Genomic DNA, 17,923 nt, shown 5'->3' with positions numbered 1-17,923 from the left:
CCTCTGTCTATGAAACGAGAATGTCAAAATAGGAAGCGATAGATACTATACAGGTTATAAAAAAACAATTATTCCTTCGGAGTGCATTTAGAAGATGTATTGAAAACGCTGATAAAAAAAGGAATAAATGGAAATTATTTCATGATTGTGATATAATAATTCTGATAATCAACATATAGGGGAAAACTATGAATAAACGTTCAAAAAGAGCCCGTTCGGGTAAAGTTAAGCGGAGCATTAATATAGCTTTATTAACCATTTATGTATTATTGGGTGGTTTTTTGCTGTTCTTGATTTTTAGACATAATATATTGGCGTTTAGATACCTGAATGTCATAACGGCAACTGTAGTGATTTTGGTCGCTTTAGCGAGTCTGCTTTTGATCATTTATAGAAAAGCAGAAAAGTTTACAATTTTCTTTTTAACACTAGCTATTTTAATGAGTTCAGTTTCTTTTTTTGCACTGCAACAATTTGTCGGCTTTACTAGTCATATCAATTCTACGTCAAATTACTCAGAATACTCAATGAGTGTTGTTGTTCTGAAAGATAGTGACGTTCATAATGTCACGCAATTAGATAGTGTTACAGGACCTACGGATACTGATAATGATAATATTCAAAAATTGATAGCTGATATCAAAACTAGTCAGAGCAAAGAATTGACGGTTGAACAAAGCACCTCATACCTTGCAGCTTATAAGAGCTTGGTATCAGGTGAAGCAAAAGCGATTGTCTTAAATAGCGTCTTTGAAAATATTATAGAATCTGAATACCCTGATTACGCATCAAAAATTAGGAAAATCTACACTAAAAATATCACCAAAGAAGTAGCTGCTCCTAAAGTTTCTAAGAACAAATCCTTCAATGTCTATGTGAGTGGTATTGACACTTACGGACCAATTAGTTCAGTTTCTCGTTCAGATGTCAACATTTTGATGACTGTTAATCAAGATTCAAAAAAAATTCTATTGACAACAACCCCTCGAGATTCTTATGTTCCGATTGCTGACGGCGGGAATAATCAAAAAGATAAGTTGACTCATGCAGGTATTTATGGAGTTGACTCCTCTATTCATACTTTGGAAAATCTTTATGGAGTTGATATTAATTACTATGTTCGCTTGAACTTCACTTCGTTCTTGAAATTGATTGACCTTTTAGGTGGTGTAGATGTATACAATGATCAGGAGTTTACATCTCGTCACGGGAAGTTCCACTTCCCAGTAGGAAATGTCCATTTAGATTCTGAACAAGCTCTTGGGTTTGTTCGTGAACGCTATTCGTTGGCTGATGGAGATCGTGACCGTGGTCGTAATCAACAAAAGGTTATTGTCGCAATTATTCAGAAATTAACTTCTACTGAAGCCTTAAAAAATTATAGTGATATTATTCAAGGTTTGCAAGATTCCCTTCAAACAAATATGCCTATCGAAACGATGATAGATTTGATTAATACTCAATTGGAGAGTGGTGGTAGTTATAAAGTCAACTCTCAAGACCTCAAAGGTACAGGTCGAATGGGACTTCCTTCTTATGCTATGCCAGATAGTAACCTCTATATGATGGAAATCGATGATAGTAGTTTAGCAACTGCTAAAAGTGCGATACAAGATGTGATGGAGGGAAGATGATATGATTGATATCCACTCTCACATTGTCTTTGATGTAGATGACGGGCCAAAGTCTATAGAAGATAGTAAAGCTCTTTTAATAGAAGCATATAATCAAGGAGTTCGGATGATTGTTTCGACTTCCCATCGTCGAAAAGGGATGTTTGAGACTCCAGAAGAAAAAATAGCGACGAATTTTTTAAAGGTTCGTGAGATTGCTAAAGAAGTGGCAGATGATTTGGTCATTGCTTACGGAGCAGAGATATACTATACTCCGGATGTTCTAGAAAAATTAGAAAACAAGCGCATTCCTACTCTCAATAACAGTCGTTATGCTTTGATTGAATTTAGTATGAATACACCCTATCGCGATATTCATAAAGGGTTAAGCAATATTTTGATGTTAGGGATTACCCCAGTGATTGCTCATATTGAACGTTATGATGCGTTGGAAAACAATGAAAAACGTGTTAGGGAACTGATTGATATGGGATGCTATACGCAAGTAAATAGTTCTCATGTTCTAAAACCTAAGCTCTTTGGTGAAACCTATAAATTTATGAAAAAGAGAGCCCAATATTTTTTGGAGAGAGACCTGGTTCATGTCATTGCAAGTGACATGCATAACTTAGATAGTAGACCTCCCTACATGGAGGATGCTCGTCAGATTATTTCTAAAAAGTATGGTAGAGACAAGGCAGAAGAGCTATTTGTAGAGAACCCTAGGAAAATTATAATGGATCAAATAATTTAGGAGAAAATATGAAAGAACAAAATACTATGGAAATCGATGTATTTCACCTGTTTAAAATTCTTTGGAAAAGAAAAATTCTAATTGCATTGGTAGCAATTGTAGCTGGAGCCTTAGCTTTTGCCTATAGTGCGTTTGTCGTTAAACCGGAGTTCACTAGTACTACACGGATTTATGTAGTCAACCGTAATCAGGGAGATAAGCCTGGTTTGACAAACCAAGACTTGCAAGCTGGATCATACTTAGTTAAAGACTATCGTGAAATTATTTTGTCTCAAGATGTTTTGGAGAAAGTTACATCTAATTTGAAATTAGATCTATCACCAAAAGCTTTGGCTAGTAAAGTCAAGGTAACTGTACCAGTCGATACTCGTATCGTATCTATTTCCGTTAATGATAAAGTACCTGAGGAAGCTAGTCGTATTGCTAACTCATTGAGAGAAGTAGCAGCTGAAAAGATTATCAGTATCACACGCGTTTCTGATGTTACAACACTTGAAGAAGCTCGTCCGGCTACAGCACCATCTTCTCCAAATATTCGTAGAAATACAATTATCGGGCTACTTGGAGGAACAGCATTTATGGTTATCGCTGTTCTTATCGTTGAACTGGTTGATACACGAGTGAAACGTCCAGAGGATATTGAAGATGTTATGCAAATTGCATTGTTGGGAGTTGTTCCAAATCTGGATAAATTGAAATAGGAGAGAGATATGCCGACATTAGAAATAGCACAGAAAAAATTAGATCTGGCCAAAAAAGCGGAAGAATACTATAATGCCTTGCGTACGAATATACAATTGAGTGGAAATAATTTACAAGTAATTTCTATCACTTCTGTAAAACCGGGTGAAGGAAAGTCAACGACTTCTACAAATATTGCTTGGGCATTCGCGCGTGCAGGTTACAAGACCCTGTTAGTAGATGCTGATATTCGTAATTCTGTCATGTCAGGTGTCTTCAAGTCACGTGAAAAAATTACTGGATTGACAGAATTTTTATCTGGAACAACAGACCTATCTCATGGTTTATGTGATACCAATGTTGAGAATCTATTTGTGGTTCAAGCTGGGTCTATCTCACCCAACCCAACTGCTTTATTGCAAAGTGAAAATTTTAGCACTATGATTGACACACTTCGCAAGTATTTTGATTATATTATTGTTGATACAGCGCCTATTGGTATCGTAATCGACGCAGCTATTATTACACAAAAATGTGATGCATCTGTTTTAGTTACTGCGGCAGGAGAAGCTAACAGAAAAGATGTTCAGAAGGCTAAAGGTCAATTGGAACAAACGAATAAACCATTTTTAGGAGTTGTATTAAATAAATTCAATACTTCAGCTGAGAAATATGGTTCTTACGGTGAGTATGGTTCTTACGGTAAAAAATAGGGGATAGACTAAGGAAGTAGTTATGGAAGAGAAAGGGATAAAAATATCTCTGGCAGTAATCCAGAGTTTTATAGTAGTGTTACTGGGGTATTCTCTTAGTTTTGTTAAAGAGACAGATATTCTTTCAACAACAATGATTGTCCTATATATTCTCCACTACATCGTATTTTATTTTAGCGATTACGGTCAAGATTTTTTTAGACGAGGGAGTTTGATTGAACTTGTTCGCTTGACAAAATATATCATTTTCTTTGCATTGGCAATTAGTCTTTCTAATTTCTTTTTAGAAGAACGCTTTAGTATCTCTAGACGAGGCATGGTGTATTTCTTAACCTTACACTCGATTCTAATGTATCTAGTCAATATTTGTATCAAGTATTATTCGAAACGGATATTTCCTAATTTGAAATGGAGTAAAAAACTATTCTTGATTACAGCAACATCTAGAGTTGAGAAAGTGATGGATAAATTACTTGATGCGGGCGATTTCTTTGGAGAACTGGTGGCAGTTAGTGTATTAGATAAACCTAATTTCCAACATGATACTATTACAGTTGTACCAGTCGAAGATATTTTAAATTTTGCAACTCACGAAGTTGTGGACGAAGTGTTTATCAATCTTCCTAGTGAAGAATATGATATTGGTGAATTTATTTCTCGTTTTGAAACGATGGGAATTGATGTAACGGTTAATCTAAATGCTTTTGACCATAATCTAGGGCGTGACAAAAAAATCCGTGGGATGGCTGGTTTAAATGTCATTACTTTTTCGACGAAATTTTATAAGAATAGTCATGTAATTGCTAAGCGTGTCATAGATATTATTGGTTCTATTTTTGGTTTAATGATTTGTGGTCTAGTTAGTATAGTTCTAGTTCCAGCTATTCGAAAAGATGGTGGACCTGCTATTTTTGCCCAGACTCGCATAGGAAAAAACGGCCGACATTTTACTTTTTATAAATTTAGATCAATGTGTATTGATGCTGAGGATAAAAAGAGAGAATTGTTGGAGAAAAATACCATGCAGGGTGGTATGTTTAAGATGGACAATGATCCTCGCATTACAAAAATTGGTCGCTTTATCCGTAAAACTAGCTTGGATGAACTTCCCCAGTTTTGGAATGTTCTGAAAGGAGATATGAGCCTAGTGGGAACAAGACCGCCAACAGTTGATGAATATGAGACATACACACCTGAACAAAAACGTCGATTGAGTTTTAAACCGGGTATCACTGGACTTTGGCAAGTTAGTGGTAGAAGTGAGATTAAGAATTTTGATGAAGTTGTTAAATTAGATGTAGCTTATATAGACGATTGGACAATTTGGAAAGACATTGAAATTTTACTAAAAACTATTAAAGTTGTACTTATGAGAGATGGAGCGAAGTGATTTTATGAATAAAGTGAGGGAAATTCAACTAGGAGAATTATCTTTATTGAAAAGTTTTATTGCTATTTGTAGTAAACATAACTTAAGATATTATGCTTTGGGAGGAACATTGCTAGGAGCCATTCGTCATAAAGGATTTATTCCTTGGGATGATGATATGGATTTAGGGATGCCTCGAAAAGATTATGAAAAATTTTTATCTATTTGTAAAAAAGAACTTCCAGAACATGTTATTTTGAGACTTCATGATGACAATTTAGGTAATACCTCTATTATGGATACATCCTTACAAATTCCATTTGGAGATGAACTATGTAGTCCATTCATAGATATTTTCCCTTTGGATGGTTATCCAGATGATCGTTTTCATTATTTTATTCATACAAACAAAATCAAATTCTATCGTGCACTTTCTAAAATTTCGGTAATCGATCGTCTACATGACAGAGATCGGGGAAGTTTTGAAAATGCAATTGTGAGTATATCAAAAGTTTTGAAATTAAATAAACTTCTAAAAACAGCCACTATTAACAACAAATTACAAAATCTAATTAAACAATATGATTTTGAAACTAGTTCAATAGTAGGTAATGTATTAGGCTCTTACAGAGAACGTGAGCTTGCTAGAAAAGAAGTATTCGGTGAACCACAATTACTAGAGTTTGAGAACTTAGAAATAAGTTGCCATGCAAACCCAGATGAATATTTAACAAAAATATATGGTGATTACATGAAGTTACCAAAAGAAGCCGAGCGTAAGGGTCATTTTGAGTCTACATGGGGAGATTAATTTGAATAGTTTTAATTTAATGGGGGTCAGAATTGACCCTTTAACAATGGATGAAACAGTACAAGCGGTTGAGAAATTTGTAATTGAACAACGTCCTCTTCATTTAATGGGCGTAAACGCTGATAAGATTAACCAATGTCAATCAGATGAAGCTATTAAGAAGATAGTTAACGAGTCTGAGATCATCAATGCAGATGGTGCATCAGTAGTTCTAGCTTCTCGATTTTTGGGCTACCAAGTTCCAGAACGAGTTGCTGGAATTGATTTAATGCAAAGATTATTAAAATTAGCCGATGAAAAATCTTATTCAGTGTATTTTTTTGGTGCTAAAGAAGAAGTTTTGCAAGATATGTTACAAAATTTTAAAGAAGAGTATCCAAATCTACGAGTTGTTGGACATCGTAATGGTTATTTTTCTGAGGAAGATGAGCAAGATATTCAGGAAGATATTCGTGAAAAGAATCCCGACTTTGTATTTGTTGGAATTACTTCACCTAAAAAAGAATACATCATCCAAAAATTTATGGATAATGGAGTGAATTCTATTTTTATGGGTGTAGGTGGTAGTTTTGATGTATTGTCTGGTCACATTCAGCGTGCCCCACTTTGGATGCAAAAATCAAACTTGGAGTGGTTGTTCCGAGTTGCTAATGAGCCAAAGCGTCTCTTTAAACGATACTTTGTAGGGAATGTTACCTTTATTAAGCGAGTTTTAGATGAGAAACGAAAAAAGAAAAAATAATATTTTACATATTTCACGAACGATGGATATTGGTGGTGCGGAGAGAATCGTGTACCAGTTGAGTTCTGATTTGAAAGATGAGTTTGATAGTGTACATGTTGCTTCTACAGGAGGCCTTTGGGAACCAAAATTAGAGGCCCAAGGAATTATCCATCATAAAATTCACGATATAGACAGCAAAAATCCCCTTACTGTGTTGAAGCTGCTTCTTACTATTTATCAAATTATTAAGACAAATGATATTACTCTGGTTCATACGCATCATCGAATGGCAGCTTTTTATATTTGTTTGTTAAAACTGATTAATCCCAAGCTAGTCCACGTTTACACTGCTCATAATGTCTTTAAAGATAAGTTGTCTTTATATAGATTTTCACTAAAAAATGCCTATAGTATTGCAGTTGGTCAAGCAGTTAATCAAAATTTGAAAGATGATGTGGGAGTGACAGACAGCACTGTTATCTATAATGGAGTGGTCTTGAAACAGTCAAATAGACAAGTTGATGAGATTATGAAGTTTGATGGAATCAAGCTAGGCTGTATTGCAAGATTATCTGAACAAAAAGGTTTGACCTATTTGATTGATGCTATTTCTTTGATTTCGGATGAAAACCTTCGTTTATTTATCGTTGGGGATGGAGAGCTTAGAGCTGAATTAGAAACTAAGGTTAAAGAACTCGATTTGGAAGATAAAGTATCTTTTTTAGGGTATAGACAGGATATAGTCGAGTGTATTAATAGTTTTGATTTCCTAGTGTCTTCGTCATTATTTGAGGGCTTGGCTCTAAATGTTATTGAAGCATTTATGAATGGAAAAACCATGGTTGCGACAGATATTCCTGGCATTAATGAAGTTGTTACAAAAGAAAATGGGATCTTGGTTCCTGCTAAAGATGCTAGGGCCTTAGCTTCTGCTATTGAGAGTCTGGCGACTGACTCAACTCTTAGAACTAGGTTAGCTCATCAAGCTAAAAAAGATTATGAAGAGAAGTTTAGTTATCCTTTATTTTTAGAGAATTATCGTAAATTTTATCAAAAACTAATGGGAGATTCAAAATGAAAAAAGTAATGTTAGTTTTTGGGACGCGTCCAGAAGCAATAAAAATGTGTCCCTTAGTGAATGAACTGAAGAAAAATGATTCAATCAAAACACTTGTGTGTGTAACCGGTCAACATAAAGAAATGTTAGAGCAAGTTTTAGATGTCTTTAAAGTTGTTCCTGATTATGATTTAGGAATTATGAAGGCAAATCAAACACTATTTACAATCACGACAAGTATTTTAGATAAAATTCAAGCAGTTTTAGAGCAGGAAAAACCAGATATTGTTCTTGTTCATGGGGATACTACAACCACTTTTGCGACAGCTTTAGCTGCATTTTACATGGGAATTAAAGTTGGACATGTAGAGGCAGGATTGAGAACTTATAATCTTCAAAGCCCATTTCCTGAAGAATTCAATCGTCAGACTACTTCAATTATTGCGGATTTCAATTTTGCTCCGACAGAAGTGGCTAAAGAGAATCTTCTAAAAGAGGGAAGAGAGAATATCTATGTTACTGGAAATACTGTTATTGATGCCTTGAAGACAACTGTTCAAGAGCATTATGACCATCCTATTTTAGAGTGGGCTAAGGACAGTAAACTCATCATGTTGACAGCCCATAGACGTGAAAATCTTGGTCAACCCATGGAAAATATGTTTAATGCAGTTAATCGTATCCTGAATGAGTTTGAAGATGTTAAAGTCGTATATCCTATTCACAAGAATCCTAAGGTTCGTGAGTTAGCAAGTAAGGTGTTTGGCGACAATGAACGTATGAAAATCATTGAACCTCTAGAAGTCATTGATTTCCATAATTTTATGAATCAAAGCTACATGATTTTAACAGATTCTGGTGGTGTACAAGAAGAAGCACCTTCTTTAGGTAAACCAGTATTAGTAATGCGTGATACAACAGAACGTCCAGAGGGAATTGCTGCAGGAACCTTGAAATTGGTAGGAACAGAGGAAGAAAATATTTATACTAATTTCAAACTGCTTCTAGAAGATGAAACAGAGTACAGCAAGATGAGTAAAGCAAGTAATCCATATGGAGATGGAAAAGCTTGTGAGCGTATTGTTGATATCATTTTGGAAGGATTATCATAATGGATCAGATTTCTATTGTTGTACCAGTGTACAATGTTGAGAACTGTTTGAGTTATTGTGTAGAAAGTCTAAGACAACAAACATATAAAAATATTGAAATAATCCTAGTAGATGATGGTTCGACGGATAGTTCTGGAGAAATTTGTGACCAATATGCTCGAGAAGATGACAGAATAAAAGTTCTGCATATTGAAAATGGGGGATTGTCCAATGCCCGCAATACTGGGGTAAAAGAATCTTCAACAGATTGGATTGTTTTCATTGATTCAGACGATTATTATGACCATAGAGCCATTGAATATTTAGTAGAACTTAGAGATAAGTATAGAGTTGATCTTGTAGCAACTCCAGTGATTGAAGTTAGAAACTATGAAAATAGTGATTTTTTAGGAGATTTCAGAGAGAAATATTCTGGAAAATTAGATCGTAGAACAGCTTTAGAACAAATGTTTTATGGAAATTATGTTGGGACACATTCAGGTGGTAAACTATATAAGAAAGAAATCTTATTAAGGTTTCCATATCCTAATGGGATGTTGTATGAAGATTTAGCTCTTGCTTATGAGCATATTGCTTCCTGTGAAAATATTGCTGTTAGTGATCTAAATCTTTATAAATACTATCGAAGACCAGGAAGTATTGTAAATTCTAAGTATAGTGATCGTCTCTTAGATTTTTACAAGGCAATGGAATGGAATAGAAGTTATGTTGAACGAGACTATTCAGGTGATAGGGATATGAGAAGAGCCTTGAATGTTCGCTATGTTTTTAATGGTCTGCATATTGTACATGCTATGCTTAGTTCAGATATGTATGCTGAAGTTAATAAAATTAGAAAAGAATACATTCAATATTTCAAAGATGTTATTCCGAATTCAAATGTTACAAGGAAAAATAAATTGAAATATATATTGTTTCTCGTATCTGCAAAATTGTATAACACTATTCGAAATAAGATTGGATAATTTAAACAAACTTAGGTAAAAATATGAAAATAAAAATAAAATTATCAGAGTTATTATATTTTTCAGCTTTCTTTATTTGGTTGCTTTTTAATTTTATAGCTCAAACAAACTTAGTCTATAAATACCCTGAAATTTATCGTTTTCGAATAGTTGCTATGATAGTGTCTATTGTCATACTCCTGTTTAAACTACTATTAGAGAGACACTCGAGTAAGTTTCTGATATTCTTCTTTTCAGCTTTCTGCTTGGCTATAATTATCGGGATTACAACACATAAGCTTTTTGATGCCCTCACAATAATTTCAACAATCTTATTTATTATTTCTATAAACAATGTGAATTTTAGAAAAGTTTTGATTCTCTGGACAGTTTCGATTGTTCTCTTAATGATTTCTATATATGGTCTATTAAAGTTTGGCATTATTGAAAATACGCTGAGGGTTCAATTAGGAGGGCGATTCCGTTTTAGCCAAGGATACCAATATGCTAGTTTCGGAGCTAATTTTTTATTTCATCTGACTCTAGTCTATCTATATTTGAGAAAAAGTAAAATCAGATTGTCAGAAATTCTAATGCTTGGAATACTGAATTATTATTTTTACGTGAATACTGATACGAAATCAGCTTTCCTTCTTTCAATTCTAGCATTAGTATTGGTGTACATATTCAAAAATAAAGTAGTTAGTCAAAAAATCCTGAATGCTATTGGTAAAATTACGTTGACTGCAGGGATTCTTATTCCTATCATTTTGACTTATTTTTATAACGCAAACAGTAAATTCTTTCAAATTTTAAACGTATCTTTGACAGGAAGACTAAGTTTAGGACATAAGACATTATCTTTATATGGCGTACATATGTTTGGTCAAAGAATTGATTGGGAATTGCAACAAAGGGCTACGTCTGTTTTTGATAATTATTTATACGTTGATTCATCTTTTGTAAATATTTTGTTGCATTATGGAGTGATTCTACTAGTTGTTATTTGGTATAGTTTCTATCAACTAAATAAAAGAGGACACTTTAATACAGTTGAGATGCTTGTTTTTATTGTATTGATACTTCACTCAATGTTTGATCCACAATTTTTTGAATTAATGTACAATCCATTATTATTATTGATGGGTATTTCTTGGAGTAAGTATAGGTATAATTATCAGGATGTTTAAAGTTCTTGTGTTATATGTATCCTTAGCTCTAAGTAGAGGTTAGTTAAGTTATTTATGTGTCAAAAAAAGTTTAATCTATTTAACATCATTATTTTTGGGCAGATTAATTTTCGCCGTTTATAATAGTAGTTAAGTGAGGAATATGCCCCCCTATGAAGGTTCTTAAAAATTATGCATACAATCTTTCATATCAATTATTAGTAATTATTTTACCGATTATTACGACTCCATATGTTACCAGAGTATTTAGTTCTGATGATTTAGGAACTTATGGTTATTATAATTCTATTGTTACCTACTTTATCCTGTTGGCTACCTTGGGGGTAGCCAATTATGGTACAAAGGAAATTTCTGGTAATCGAAAAACAATTCGTAAAAATTTCTGGGGAATTTATACTTTACAACTTGGAGCAACCATCTTATCACTGACTCTCTATATTTTGCTTTGTCTCACTTTTTCGTTAATGCAAAACCCGGTAGCTTATATTTTAGGATTAAGTTTACTTTCTAAAGGGTTAGATATTTCTTGGCTATTCCAAGGTTTAGAGGATTTTCGAAAAATTACAGTCAGAAATATTACAGTGAAACTAGTTGGCGTTATTGCTATTTTTCTATTTATAAAATCAGCTAGCGACCTATATTTATATGTGTTCTTGCTTACCATTTTTGAATTGTTGGGACAATTAAGTATGTGGTTGCCGGCAAGAGAGTTTATTGGGAAACCGCACTTTGATTGGGAATATGCTAAGCAGCATTTGAAGCCAGTTATCTTATTGTTTTTACCTCAGATTGCCATATCGCTCTATGTTACTTTGGATCGTACAATGCTAGGAGCTTTAGCTTCAACAAAAGATGTAGGAATCTATGATCAAGCATTGAAACTTGTCAATATTTTATTGACCCTAGTGACTTCATTGGGAAGTGTCATGTTACCACGAGTTTCAAATCTTTTATCATCAGGAAATCATAAAGCAGTTAATAAAATGCATGAGATGTCATTTCTGATTTATAATTTGGTTATTTTCCCCATTATGGCAGGTATGTTAATTATAAACGATGATTTTGTTAACTTTTTTCTGGGAAAAGATTTTCAAGATGCACGCTATGCAATAGCTATTATGATTCTAAGAATGTTCTTTATTGGATGGACAAATATCATGGGGATTCAAATTTTGATTCCCCATAATAAAAATAGAGAGTTCATGCTTTCAACAACAATTCCTGCTATTGTTAGTGTCGGATTAAATCTTCTCTTGCTTCCAAAACTGGGCTATATAGGTGCAGCAATTGTATCTGTCTTAACAGAGTCGCTGGTTTGGGCTATACAGTTATTCTTTACTCGCTCTTATCTAAGAGAAGTTCCTATAATCGGATCAATGGCAAAAATTGTACTAGCATCTGCCATTATGTATGGCCTTTTGTTATGTTCAAAAACAGTTATACATTTTTCACCAACATCAAATGTTCTAGTATTTGCAATGTTTGGTGGAATCATTTATCTTTTTGCAATTCTATCTCTAAAAGTGGTAGATGTGAAAGAATTAAAACAAATTATTAGGAAAAACTAGAATGAGAAAAGTTCGAAATATCAACCTAGATTTACTAAAAGTGCTTGCCTGTGTTGGAGTTGTTTTACTTCATACAACAATGGGTGGATTTAAAGATACTGGTTCATGGAATCTTTTGACGTATTTATATTATTTGGGTACCTACTCTATTCCCTTGTTTTTTATGGTCAATGGTTATTTATTGTTAGGCAAGAGGGAAATAACTTCTCATTACATACTTCAGAAAGTCAAATGGATCCTAATAACAGTATCATCATGGAACATTATCGTTTGGCTCTTTAAAAGAGATTTTACAGTTAATCCAATTAAAAAAATTGTAGGCTCTCTGATACAAAAAGGGTATTTCTTTCAGTTTTGGTTTTTCGGCGCATTGATACTGATTTATTTATGCTTGCCTATTTTGAGTAAATTTTTAAATTCAAAAAGAAGATATTTATACATTTTAGCTTTATTGATTGTTATTGGTTTTATAGTTGAATTGGCAAATATTTTCTTTCAGAGGCCTCTACAAACTCATGTTATGCAAACTTTTAGATTATGGACATGGTTTTTCTATTATATTTTAGGTGGTTATATAGCACAATTCAATGTAGATAATCTCAAATATAGATTTAAAAATTGGATGAAAATAGTTAGCATGCTTTTAGTATTGATATCACCAATTATATTGTTTTTCTTAGCAAAGAATACTTACCATAATCTTTTTGCTGAATATTTTTATGATATTCTATTCGTGAAATTTACAAGCTTAGGAATTTTCCTGATGGTATTAACACTATCTTTGAATGAAAATGGGAGCAAATGGATTGTTTCTCTATCTAATCAAACAATGGGTGTTTTTGTAATACACACCTATGTTATGAAGATATGGGAAAAATTAATTGCTTTCAGTTTTACAGGTGCATATTTGTGGTTTGCTATATTTACTTTGAGTATTAGTTTTATTGTCATTGGAATATTAATGAGAATCCCATATCTCAATCGAATCGTCAAATTATAAAAAGGAGAACAAGATGTACGACTATCTAATCGTTGGTGCTGGGTTGTCTGGAGCAATTTTTGCTTATGAAGCAACCAAGCGTGGAAAAAAAGTAAAAGTTATTGATAAACGTGACCACATTGGTGGAAATATCTACTGTGAGAATGTAGAAGGTGTTAATGTTCATAAATATGGCGCTCATATCTTCCATACTTCTAATAAGAAAGTCTGGGATTATGTTAATCAATTTGCTGAGTTTAACAACTACATCAACTCGCCTGTAGCAAATTACAAGGGTAGCCTTTATAATCTACCTTTCAATATGAATACTTTCTATGCTATGTGGGGGACAAAAACTCCTCAAGAAGTGAAAAATAAGATTGCTGAGCAAACGGCTCATATGAAGGACGTTGAACCGAAAAACTTGGAAGAACAGGCTATCAAGTTGATCGGCCTAGATATTTATGAAAAATTGATTAAGGGATATACTGAAAAACAGTGGGGACGCTCTGCGACAGACCTCCCACCGTTTATCATCAAACGTCTACCAGTTCGTTTGACTTTTGATAATAACTACTTCAATGACCGTTACCAAGGCATTCCAATCGGTGGCTATAATGTCATTATCGAAAATATGCTGAAAGATGTTGAAGTAGAACTTGGAGTTGACTTTTTTGCCAATCGTCAGGAATTAGAAGCTTCTGCTGAAAAAGTTGTTTTTACAGGGATGATTGACCAATATTTCGATTATAAACATGGTGAGTTAGAATACCGTAGTCTTCGTTTTGAGCATGAAGTTCTAGATGAGGAAAATTATCAAGGGAATGCCGTTGTTAATTATACAGAACGAGAAATTCCTTATACTCGTATTATTGAGCATAAACATTTTGAGTATGGTACGCAAGATAAAACGGTCATTACTCGTGAATACCCAGCAGATTGGAAACGAGGAGATGAACCTTATTATCCAATCAATGATGAGAGAAACAATGCTATGTTTGCTAAGTATCAAGAAGAAGCAGCGCAGAATGATAAGGTCATTTTCTGCGGACGTCTGGCCGATTATAAATACTACGACATGCATGTGGTCATTGAACGTGCCCTAAATGTTGTAGAGGAAGAGTTTAAATAAGATAACGAAGGATAAAATTGATAGATGAAATATTATCTAAAAGAAGAATTTCTGAAGGATTCTGGTGCACGAAATGCGGGAAATAAGGCTCGAAATGATGTTGAAGAAATAGTAGTTCGTGAGGGCTATAGTCCTTTGTTATTGATGGTAGATGATTGGTATCAAATGGGGACTATTAGAGCCCAACGACATAAGGCCAAAGCCCTATCCAAAGCTATCTCTAAGTTGAAGGAAGGGGATCAGCTACTGATTCAATTTCCTATGCTTCATCATAGTTTCTTTACGACTCATTTAGTCAAAAGAATCCAACGTAAAGGAGTGAAGGTTCACTTTATTATCCATGATTTAGAAGTTTTGCGCTATGCTAATTTGGATACAGTACCCTTGAAGCATAAGATTCGTGTTCATCTTCAAGAGTCAAGTCTTTTGAAACAAGCTGATGGTCTTATTGCTCATAATCCAGTTATGAAATCAGTGCTTGTTGATAAGGGGATTTCTGATAAGAAAATAGTTAGTTTAGGCATTTTTGACTATCTGATCCCGAATTATCAGGACAAAGAAGATTTATCGAAGGAAGGGGCTATTATTGTAGCTGGAAATTTAGCCCAAGAAAAAGCAGGTTACTTATATGAGTTGCCTGCAAGACCGGCATATAACCTCTATGGTGTTGGTTTTGATGAGTCTAGAAAGCTATCAAATGTAACCTATTTTGGTTCCTTTCTTCCAGATGAACTACCATCAGCATTAGAAGGAAGCTTTGGTTTGGTTTGGGACGGTGATAGTTCTAAAACTTGTAGCGGAGTGTTTGGTGAGTATTTGAGATACAATAATTCCCACAAGGCATCCCTTTATTTGGCTTCTGGTTTCCCTATTATTGTTTGGGGGCAATCTGCTTTGGCTAATTTCGTCTTAGAAAAAGAGTGTGGAATTAGTGTTGAGAGTTTACTTGATTTGGAAGAAGTATTGGACAACTTGTCTCAAGAAGAGTATCAGGATTTGGTCAAAAATGCTAAGGCCGTAGGTCAAAAAATTCGTGAGGGTTCTTATCTTCTTTCTGCATTGCAAGCTTTCAATTAATGAATCTAAAAATTACACAAATAGATAGATGAGGGAGTTACTGGATTCCCTCTTTTCTTATAGTTAAAGAGAGATTAAAAAATGAAATAAGATTCGATAGTTGTCAGAAAATAACAACTAAAAATGAAAATTCAGAAAAATATATTGACAATAGATTGCAAAGGGTCTATAATGGATAGAAAAACAAAGGAGAATACTATGAAAACAAGGAAAGTATTGGCTCTTGCGGGAGTCACTTTATTAGCAGCTGGTGTCTTAGCGGCTTGTTCTGGTGGTTCTGCTACTAAAGGTGAGCAGACTTTTGCATTTACCTACGAGACAGACCCAGATAATCTCAACTATTTGACAACCAGCAAGGCAGCTACTTCAAACATTACTAGTAACGTCATTGATGGATTGCTTGAAAATGACCGTTATGGGAATCTTGTTCCCTCTATGGCAGAGGACTGGTCAGTTTCTAAAGATGGTTTGACCTACACTTATAAGATTCGTCAGGATGCTAAGTGGTACACATCTGAAGGTGAAGAATATGCTCCTGTCAAGGCTCAAGACTTTGTAACAGGTCTTAAATATGCAACAGATAAGAAATCACAAGCTCTTTACTTGGTACAAGATTCAATCAAGGGTCTGGATGCTTATGCTAAAGGGGAAAATAAAGATTTTTCTCAAGTTGGAATTAAAGCCCTTGACGATCAAACAGTCCAATACACTTTGAACAAACCTGAAAGTTTTTGGAATTCTAAAACAACAATGGGTGTCTTGGCACCAGTTAATGAAGAGTTTTTGAACTCAAAAGGGGATGATTTTGCTAAAGCGACAGATCCAAGCAGTATCTTGTATAATGGTCCTTATTTGTTAAAATCTCTTGTGGCTAAATCTTCCGTTGAATTTGCAAAAAACCCTAACTACTGGGATAAGGATAATGTTCATGTTGATAAGATAAAATTGTCATTCTGGGATGGTCAAGATACCAGCAAACCTGCAGAAAACTTTAAAGATGGTAGCCTTACAGCAGCCCGCCTCTATCCAACAAGTGCAAGTTTCGCAGAACTTGAAAAAACGATGAAGGACAATATTGTCTATACCCAACAAGACTCTACGACTTATCTAGTTGGTACAAATATTGACCGCCAGTCTTACAAATATACTTCTAAGACTAGTGACGAACAAAAGACCTCTACTAAAAAGGCTCTCTTAAACAAGGATTTCCGCCAAGCTATTGCTTTTGGTTTTGATCGTACGGCCTATGCTTCACAAGTGAACGGTGCCAGTGGTGCAAGCAAAATTTTGCGTAATCTTTTTGTACCACCAACATTTGTCCAAGCAGATGGGAAAAACTTTGGCGATATGGTCAAAGAAAAATTGGTGACTTATGGGGATGAATGGAAGGATGTGAACCTTGCTGATGCCCAAGATGGACTATATAATCCTGAAAAAGCCAAGGCAGAATTTGCTAAAGCTAAGTCAGCTCTACAAGCTGAGGGAGTACAATTCCCAATTCACCTAGATATGCCAGTTGACCAGACAGCAACTACAAAAGTTCAACGTGTACAGTCTTTCAAACAATCGGTTGAAGAAACCTTGGGTGCAGATAATGTCGTAATTGATATTCAACAACTACAAAAAGATGAAGTCTTGAATATTACCTACTTTGCTGAAACAGCAGCTGGGGAAGATTGGGATATTTCAGATAATGTTGGTTGGACTCCAGACTTTGCGGATCCATCTACTTACCTCGATATTATCAAACCATCAGTTGGTGAAAACACTAAAACCTACCTTGGCTTTGATTCTGGTACAGATAATGCTGCAGCTAAGAAGGTTGGTCTAAACGACTATGAGAAATTGGTAACTGAAGCTGGAAACGAGACAATAGATGTAGCAAAACGTTATGATAAGTATGCTGTAGCCCAAGCTTGGTTGACAGATAGTGCCTTGATTATTCCAACAACATCACTCACTGGTCGCCCAATCTTGTCTAAGATGGTACCATTTACGATGCCGTTTGCCTTCTCTGGTAACAAGGGGACAAGCGATCCGCTCCTTTACAAATACTTGGAACTTCAAGACAAGGCAGTCACTGTGGATGAATACCAAAAAGCTCAAGATAAATGGATGAAAGAGAAAGAAGAATCCAATAAAAAAGCGCAAGAAGAACTTGCAAAACATGTGAAATAGATTTTAATCATCTATAGAAGC

At 34.5% G+C, this 17,923-nt stretch carries 16 protein-coding genes; all 16 read left to right on the top strand.

The window, feature by feature from the left end:
* The first annotated feature begins 188 nt into the window (after positions 1–188).
* The 16 genes from N8M66_RS03520 (at position 189) to N8M66_RS03445 (ending at position 17,902) form a co-directional block, all read left to right on the top strand.
* Positions 189–1,634 (top strand): LCP family protein, encoded by a 1,446-nt coding sequence (locus N8M66_RS03520; RefSeq protein WP_261045698.1) that lies wholly within the window; start codon positions 189–191, stop codon positions 1,632–1,634.
* Position 1,635: 1 nt separating this feature from the next.
* Positions 1,636–2,367, top strand: coding sequence for a capsular polysaccharide biosynthesis protein Cps4B (gene cps4B / locus N8M66_RS03515; protein ID WP_020901547.1), 732 nt, complete (start codon positions 1,636–1,638; stop codon positions 2,365–2,367).
* An 8-nt stretch (positions 2,368–2,375) separates the two neighbouring features.
* Positions 2,376–3,068 (top strand): capsular polysaccharide biosynthesis protein CpsC, encoded by a 693-nt coding sequence (cpsC, locus tag N8M66_RS03510; protein ID WP_261045696.1) that lies wholly within the window; start codon positions 2,376–2,378, stop codon positions 3,066–3,068.
* 9 nt (positions 3,069–3,077) lie between these two features.
* Complete coding sequence (locus tag N8M66_RS03505; RefSeq protein ID WP_020901549.1) at positions 3,078–3,761, top strand: tyrosine-protein kinase; 684 nt, start codon at positions 3,078–3,080, stop codon at positions 3,759–3,761.
* A 22-nt stretch (positions 3,762–3,783) separates the two neighbouring features.
* On the top strand, positions 3,784–5,151 hold the full coding sequence (locus N8M66_RS03500; protein ID WP_261045694.1) for a sugar transferase: 1,368 nt from the start codon (positions 3,784–3,786) through the stop codon (positions 5,149–5,151).
* Positions 5,152–5,155: 4 nt separating this feature from the next.
* On the top strand, positions 5,156–5,941 hold the full coding sequence (locus N8M66_RS03495) for a LicD family protein (protein WP_314725945.1): 786 nt from the start codon (positions 5,156–5,158) through the stop codon (positions 5,939–5,941).
* A gap of 19 nt (positions 5,942–5,960) precedes the next feature.
* Positions 5,961–6,683, top strand: coding sequence for a WecB/TagA/CpsF family glycosyltransferase (locus tag N8M66_RS03490; protein ID WP_261045936.1), 723 nt, complete (start codon positions 5,961–5,963; stop codon positions 6,681–6,683).
* Positions 6,658–7,743, top strand: coding sequence for a glycosyltransferase family 4 protein (locus tag N8M66_RS03485; RefSeq protein WP_261045690.1), 1,086 nt, complete (start codon positions 6,658–6,660; stop codon positions 7,741–7,743). The genes N8M66_RS03490 and N8M66_RS03485 overlap by 26 nt, the downstream gene beginning before the upstream one ends.
* A complete protein-coding gene (gene wecB, locus N8M66_RS03480; RefSeq protein ID WP_033682309.1) occupies positions 7,740–8,834 on the top strand; it encodes a non-hydrolyzing UDP-N-acetylglucosamine 2-epimerase in 1,095 nt (364 codons plus the stop codon). Before N8M66_RS03485 ends, wecB begins: the two co-directional genes overlap by 4 nt.
* Entirely contained in the window at positions 8,834–9,799 is a 966-nt protein-coding gene (locus N8M66_RS03475; RefSeq protein ID WP_261045688.1) for a glycosyltransferase family 2 protein, read from the top strand. Before wecB ends, N8M66_RS03475 begins: the two co-directional genes overlap by 1 nt.
* A 23-nt stretch (positions 9,800–9,822) precedes the next feature.
* Positions 9,823–10,968: a polymerase gene (locus tag N8M66_RS03470; protein ID WP_261045686.1), complete on the top strand. Its 1,146-nt coding sequence runs from the start codon at positions 9,823–9,825 to the stop codon at positions 10,966–10,968.
* Positions 10,969–11,120: 152 nt separating this feature from the next.
* Complete coding sequence (locus tag N8M66_RS03465; protein ID WP_261045682.1) at positions 11,121–12,536, top strand: flippase; 1,416 nt, start codon at positions 11,121–11,123, stop codon at positions 12,534–12,536.
* A 1-nt stretch (position 12,537) separates the two neighbouring features.
* The gene (locus N8M66_RS03460) at positions 12,538–13,536 is read left to right on the top strand and encodes an acyltransferase (protein ID WP_049552126.1); all 999 of its coding nucleotides are present in this window, start codon (positions 12,538–12,540) and stop codon (positions 13,534–13,536) included.
* 13 nt (positions 13,537–13,549) lie between these two features.
* Positions 13,550–14,647: a UDP-galactopyranose mutase gene (glf, locus tag N8M66_RS03455; protein WP_261045680.1), complete on the top strand. Its 1,098-nt coding sequence runs from the start codon at positions 13,550–13,552 to the stop codon at positions 14,645–14,647.
* A 24-nt stretch (positions 14,648–14,671) separates the two neighbouring features.
* Positions 14,672–15,724 (top strand): galactofuranosyltransferase, encoded by a 1,053-nt coding sequence (locus tag N8M66_RS03450; RefSeq protein ID WP_261045678.1) that lies wholly within the window; start codon positions 14,672–14,674, stop codon positions 15,722–15,724.
* Positions 15,725–15,922: 198 nt separating this feature from the next.
* Positions 15,923–17,902: a peptide ABC transporter substrate-binding protein gene (locus N8M66_RS03445; protein ID WP_261045677.1), complete on the top strand. Its 1,980-nt coding sequence runs from the start codon at positions 15,923–15,925 to the stop codon at positions 17,900–17,902.
* The last annotated feature ends 21 nt before the right edge of the window (positions 17,903–17,923 follow it).

Source organism: Streptococcus mitis (genome assembly GCF_946188585.1).
GTDB lineage: Bacteria > Bacillota > Bacilli > Lactobacillales > Streptococcaceae > Streptococcus > Streptococcus mitis_DG.
This window is presented reverse-complemented; position numbering and strand designations above follow the sequence as displayed.

Excerpts from the sequence above, each read along its gene's own strand:
- N8M66_RS03450 (WP_261045678.1), top strand. The coding sequence starts at position 14,672 with ATGAAATATTATCTAAAAGAAGAATTTCTGAAGGATTCTGGTGCACGA.
- N8M66_RS03470 (WP_261045686.1), top strand. The coding sequence starts at position 9,823 with ATGAAAATAAAAATAAAATTATCAGAGTTATTATATTTTTCAGCTTTC.
- N8M66_RS03445 (WP_261045677.1), top strand. The coding sequence starts at position 15,923 with ATGAAAACAAGGAAAGTATTGGCTCTTGCGGGAGTCACTTTATTAGCA.
- N8M66_RS03485 (WP_261045690.1), top strand. The coding sequence starts at position 6,658 with ATGAGAAACGAAAAAAGAAAAAATAATATTTTACATATTTCACGAACG.
- N8M66_RS03520 (WP_261045698.1), top strand. The coding sequence starts at position 189 with ATGAATAAACGTTCAAAAAGAGCCCGTTCGGGTAAAGTTAAGCGGAGC.
- glf (WP_261045680.1), top strand. The coding sequence starts at position 13,550 with ATGTACGACTATCTAATCGTTGGTGCTGGGTTGTCTGGAGCAATTTTT.
- N8M66_RS03500 (WP_261045694.1), top strand. The coding sequence starts at position 3,784 with ATGGAAGAGAAAGGGATAAAAATATCTCTGGCAGTAATCCAGAGTTTT.
- wecB (WP_033682309.1), top strand. The coding sequence starts at position 7,740 with ATGAAAAAAGTAATGTTAGTTTTTGGGACGCGTCCAGAAGCAATAAAA.
- N8M66_RS03495 (WP_314725945.1), top strand. The coding sequence starts at position 5,156 with ATGAATAAAGTGAGGGAAATTCAACTAGGAGAATTATCTTTATTGAAA.
- N8M66_RS03460 (WP_049552126.1), top strand. The coding sequence starts at position 12,538 with ATGAGAAAAGTTCGAAATATCAACCTAGATTTACTAAAAGTGCTTGCC.
- N8M66_RS03490 (WP_261045936.1), top strand. The coding sequence starts at position 5,961 with ATGGGGGTCAGAATTGACCCTTTAACAATGGATGAAACAGTACAAGCG.
- cpsC (WP_261045696.1), top strand. The coding sequence starts at position 2,376 with ATGAAAGAACAAAATACTATGGAAATCGATGTATTTCACCTGTTTAAA.
- cps4B (WP_020901547.1), top strand. The coding sequence starts at position 1,636 with ATGATTGATATCCACTCTCACATTGTCTTTGATGTAGATGACGGGCCA.
- N8M66_RS03475 (WP_261045688.1), top strand. The coding sequence starts at position 8,834 with ATGGATCAGATTTCTATTGTTGTACCAGTGTACAATGTTGAGAACTGT.
- N8M66_RS03465 (WP_261045682.1), top strand. The coding sequence starts at position 11,121 with ATGAAGGTTCTTAAAAATTATGCATACAATCTTTCATATCAATTATTA.
- N8M66_RS03505 (WP_020901549.1), top strand. The coding sequence starts at position 3,078 with ATGCCGACATTAGAAATAGCACAGAAAAAATTAGATCTGGCCAAAAAA.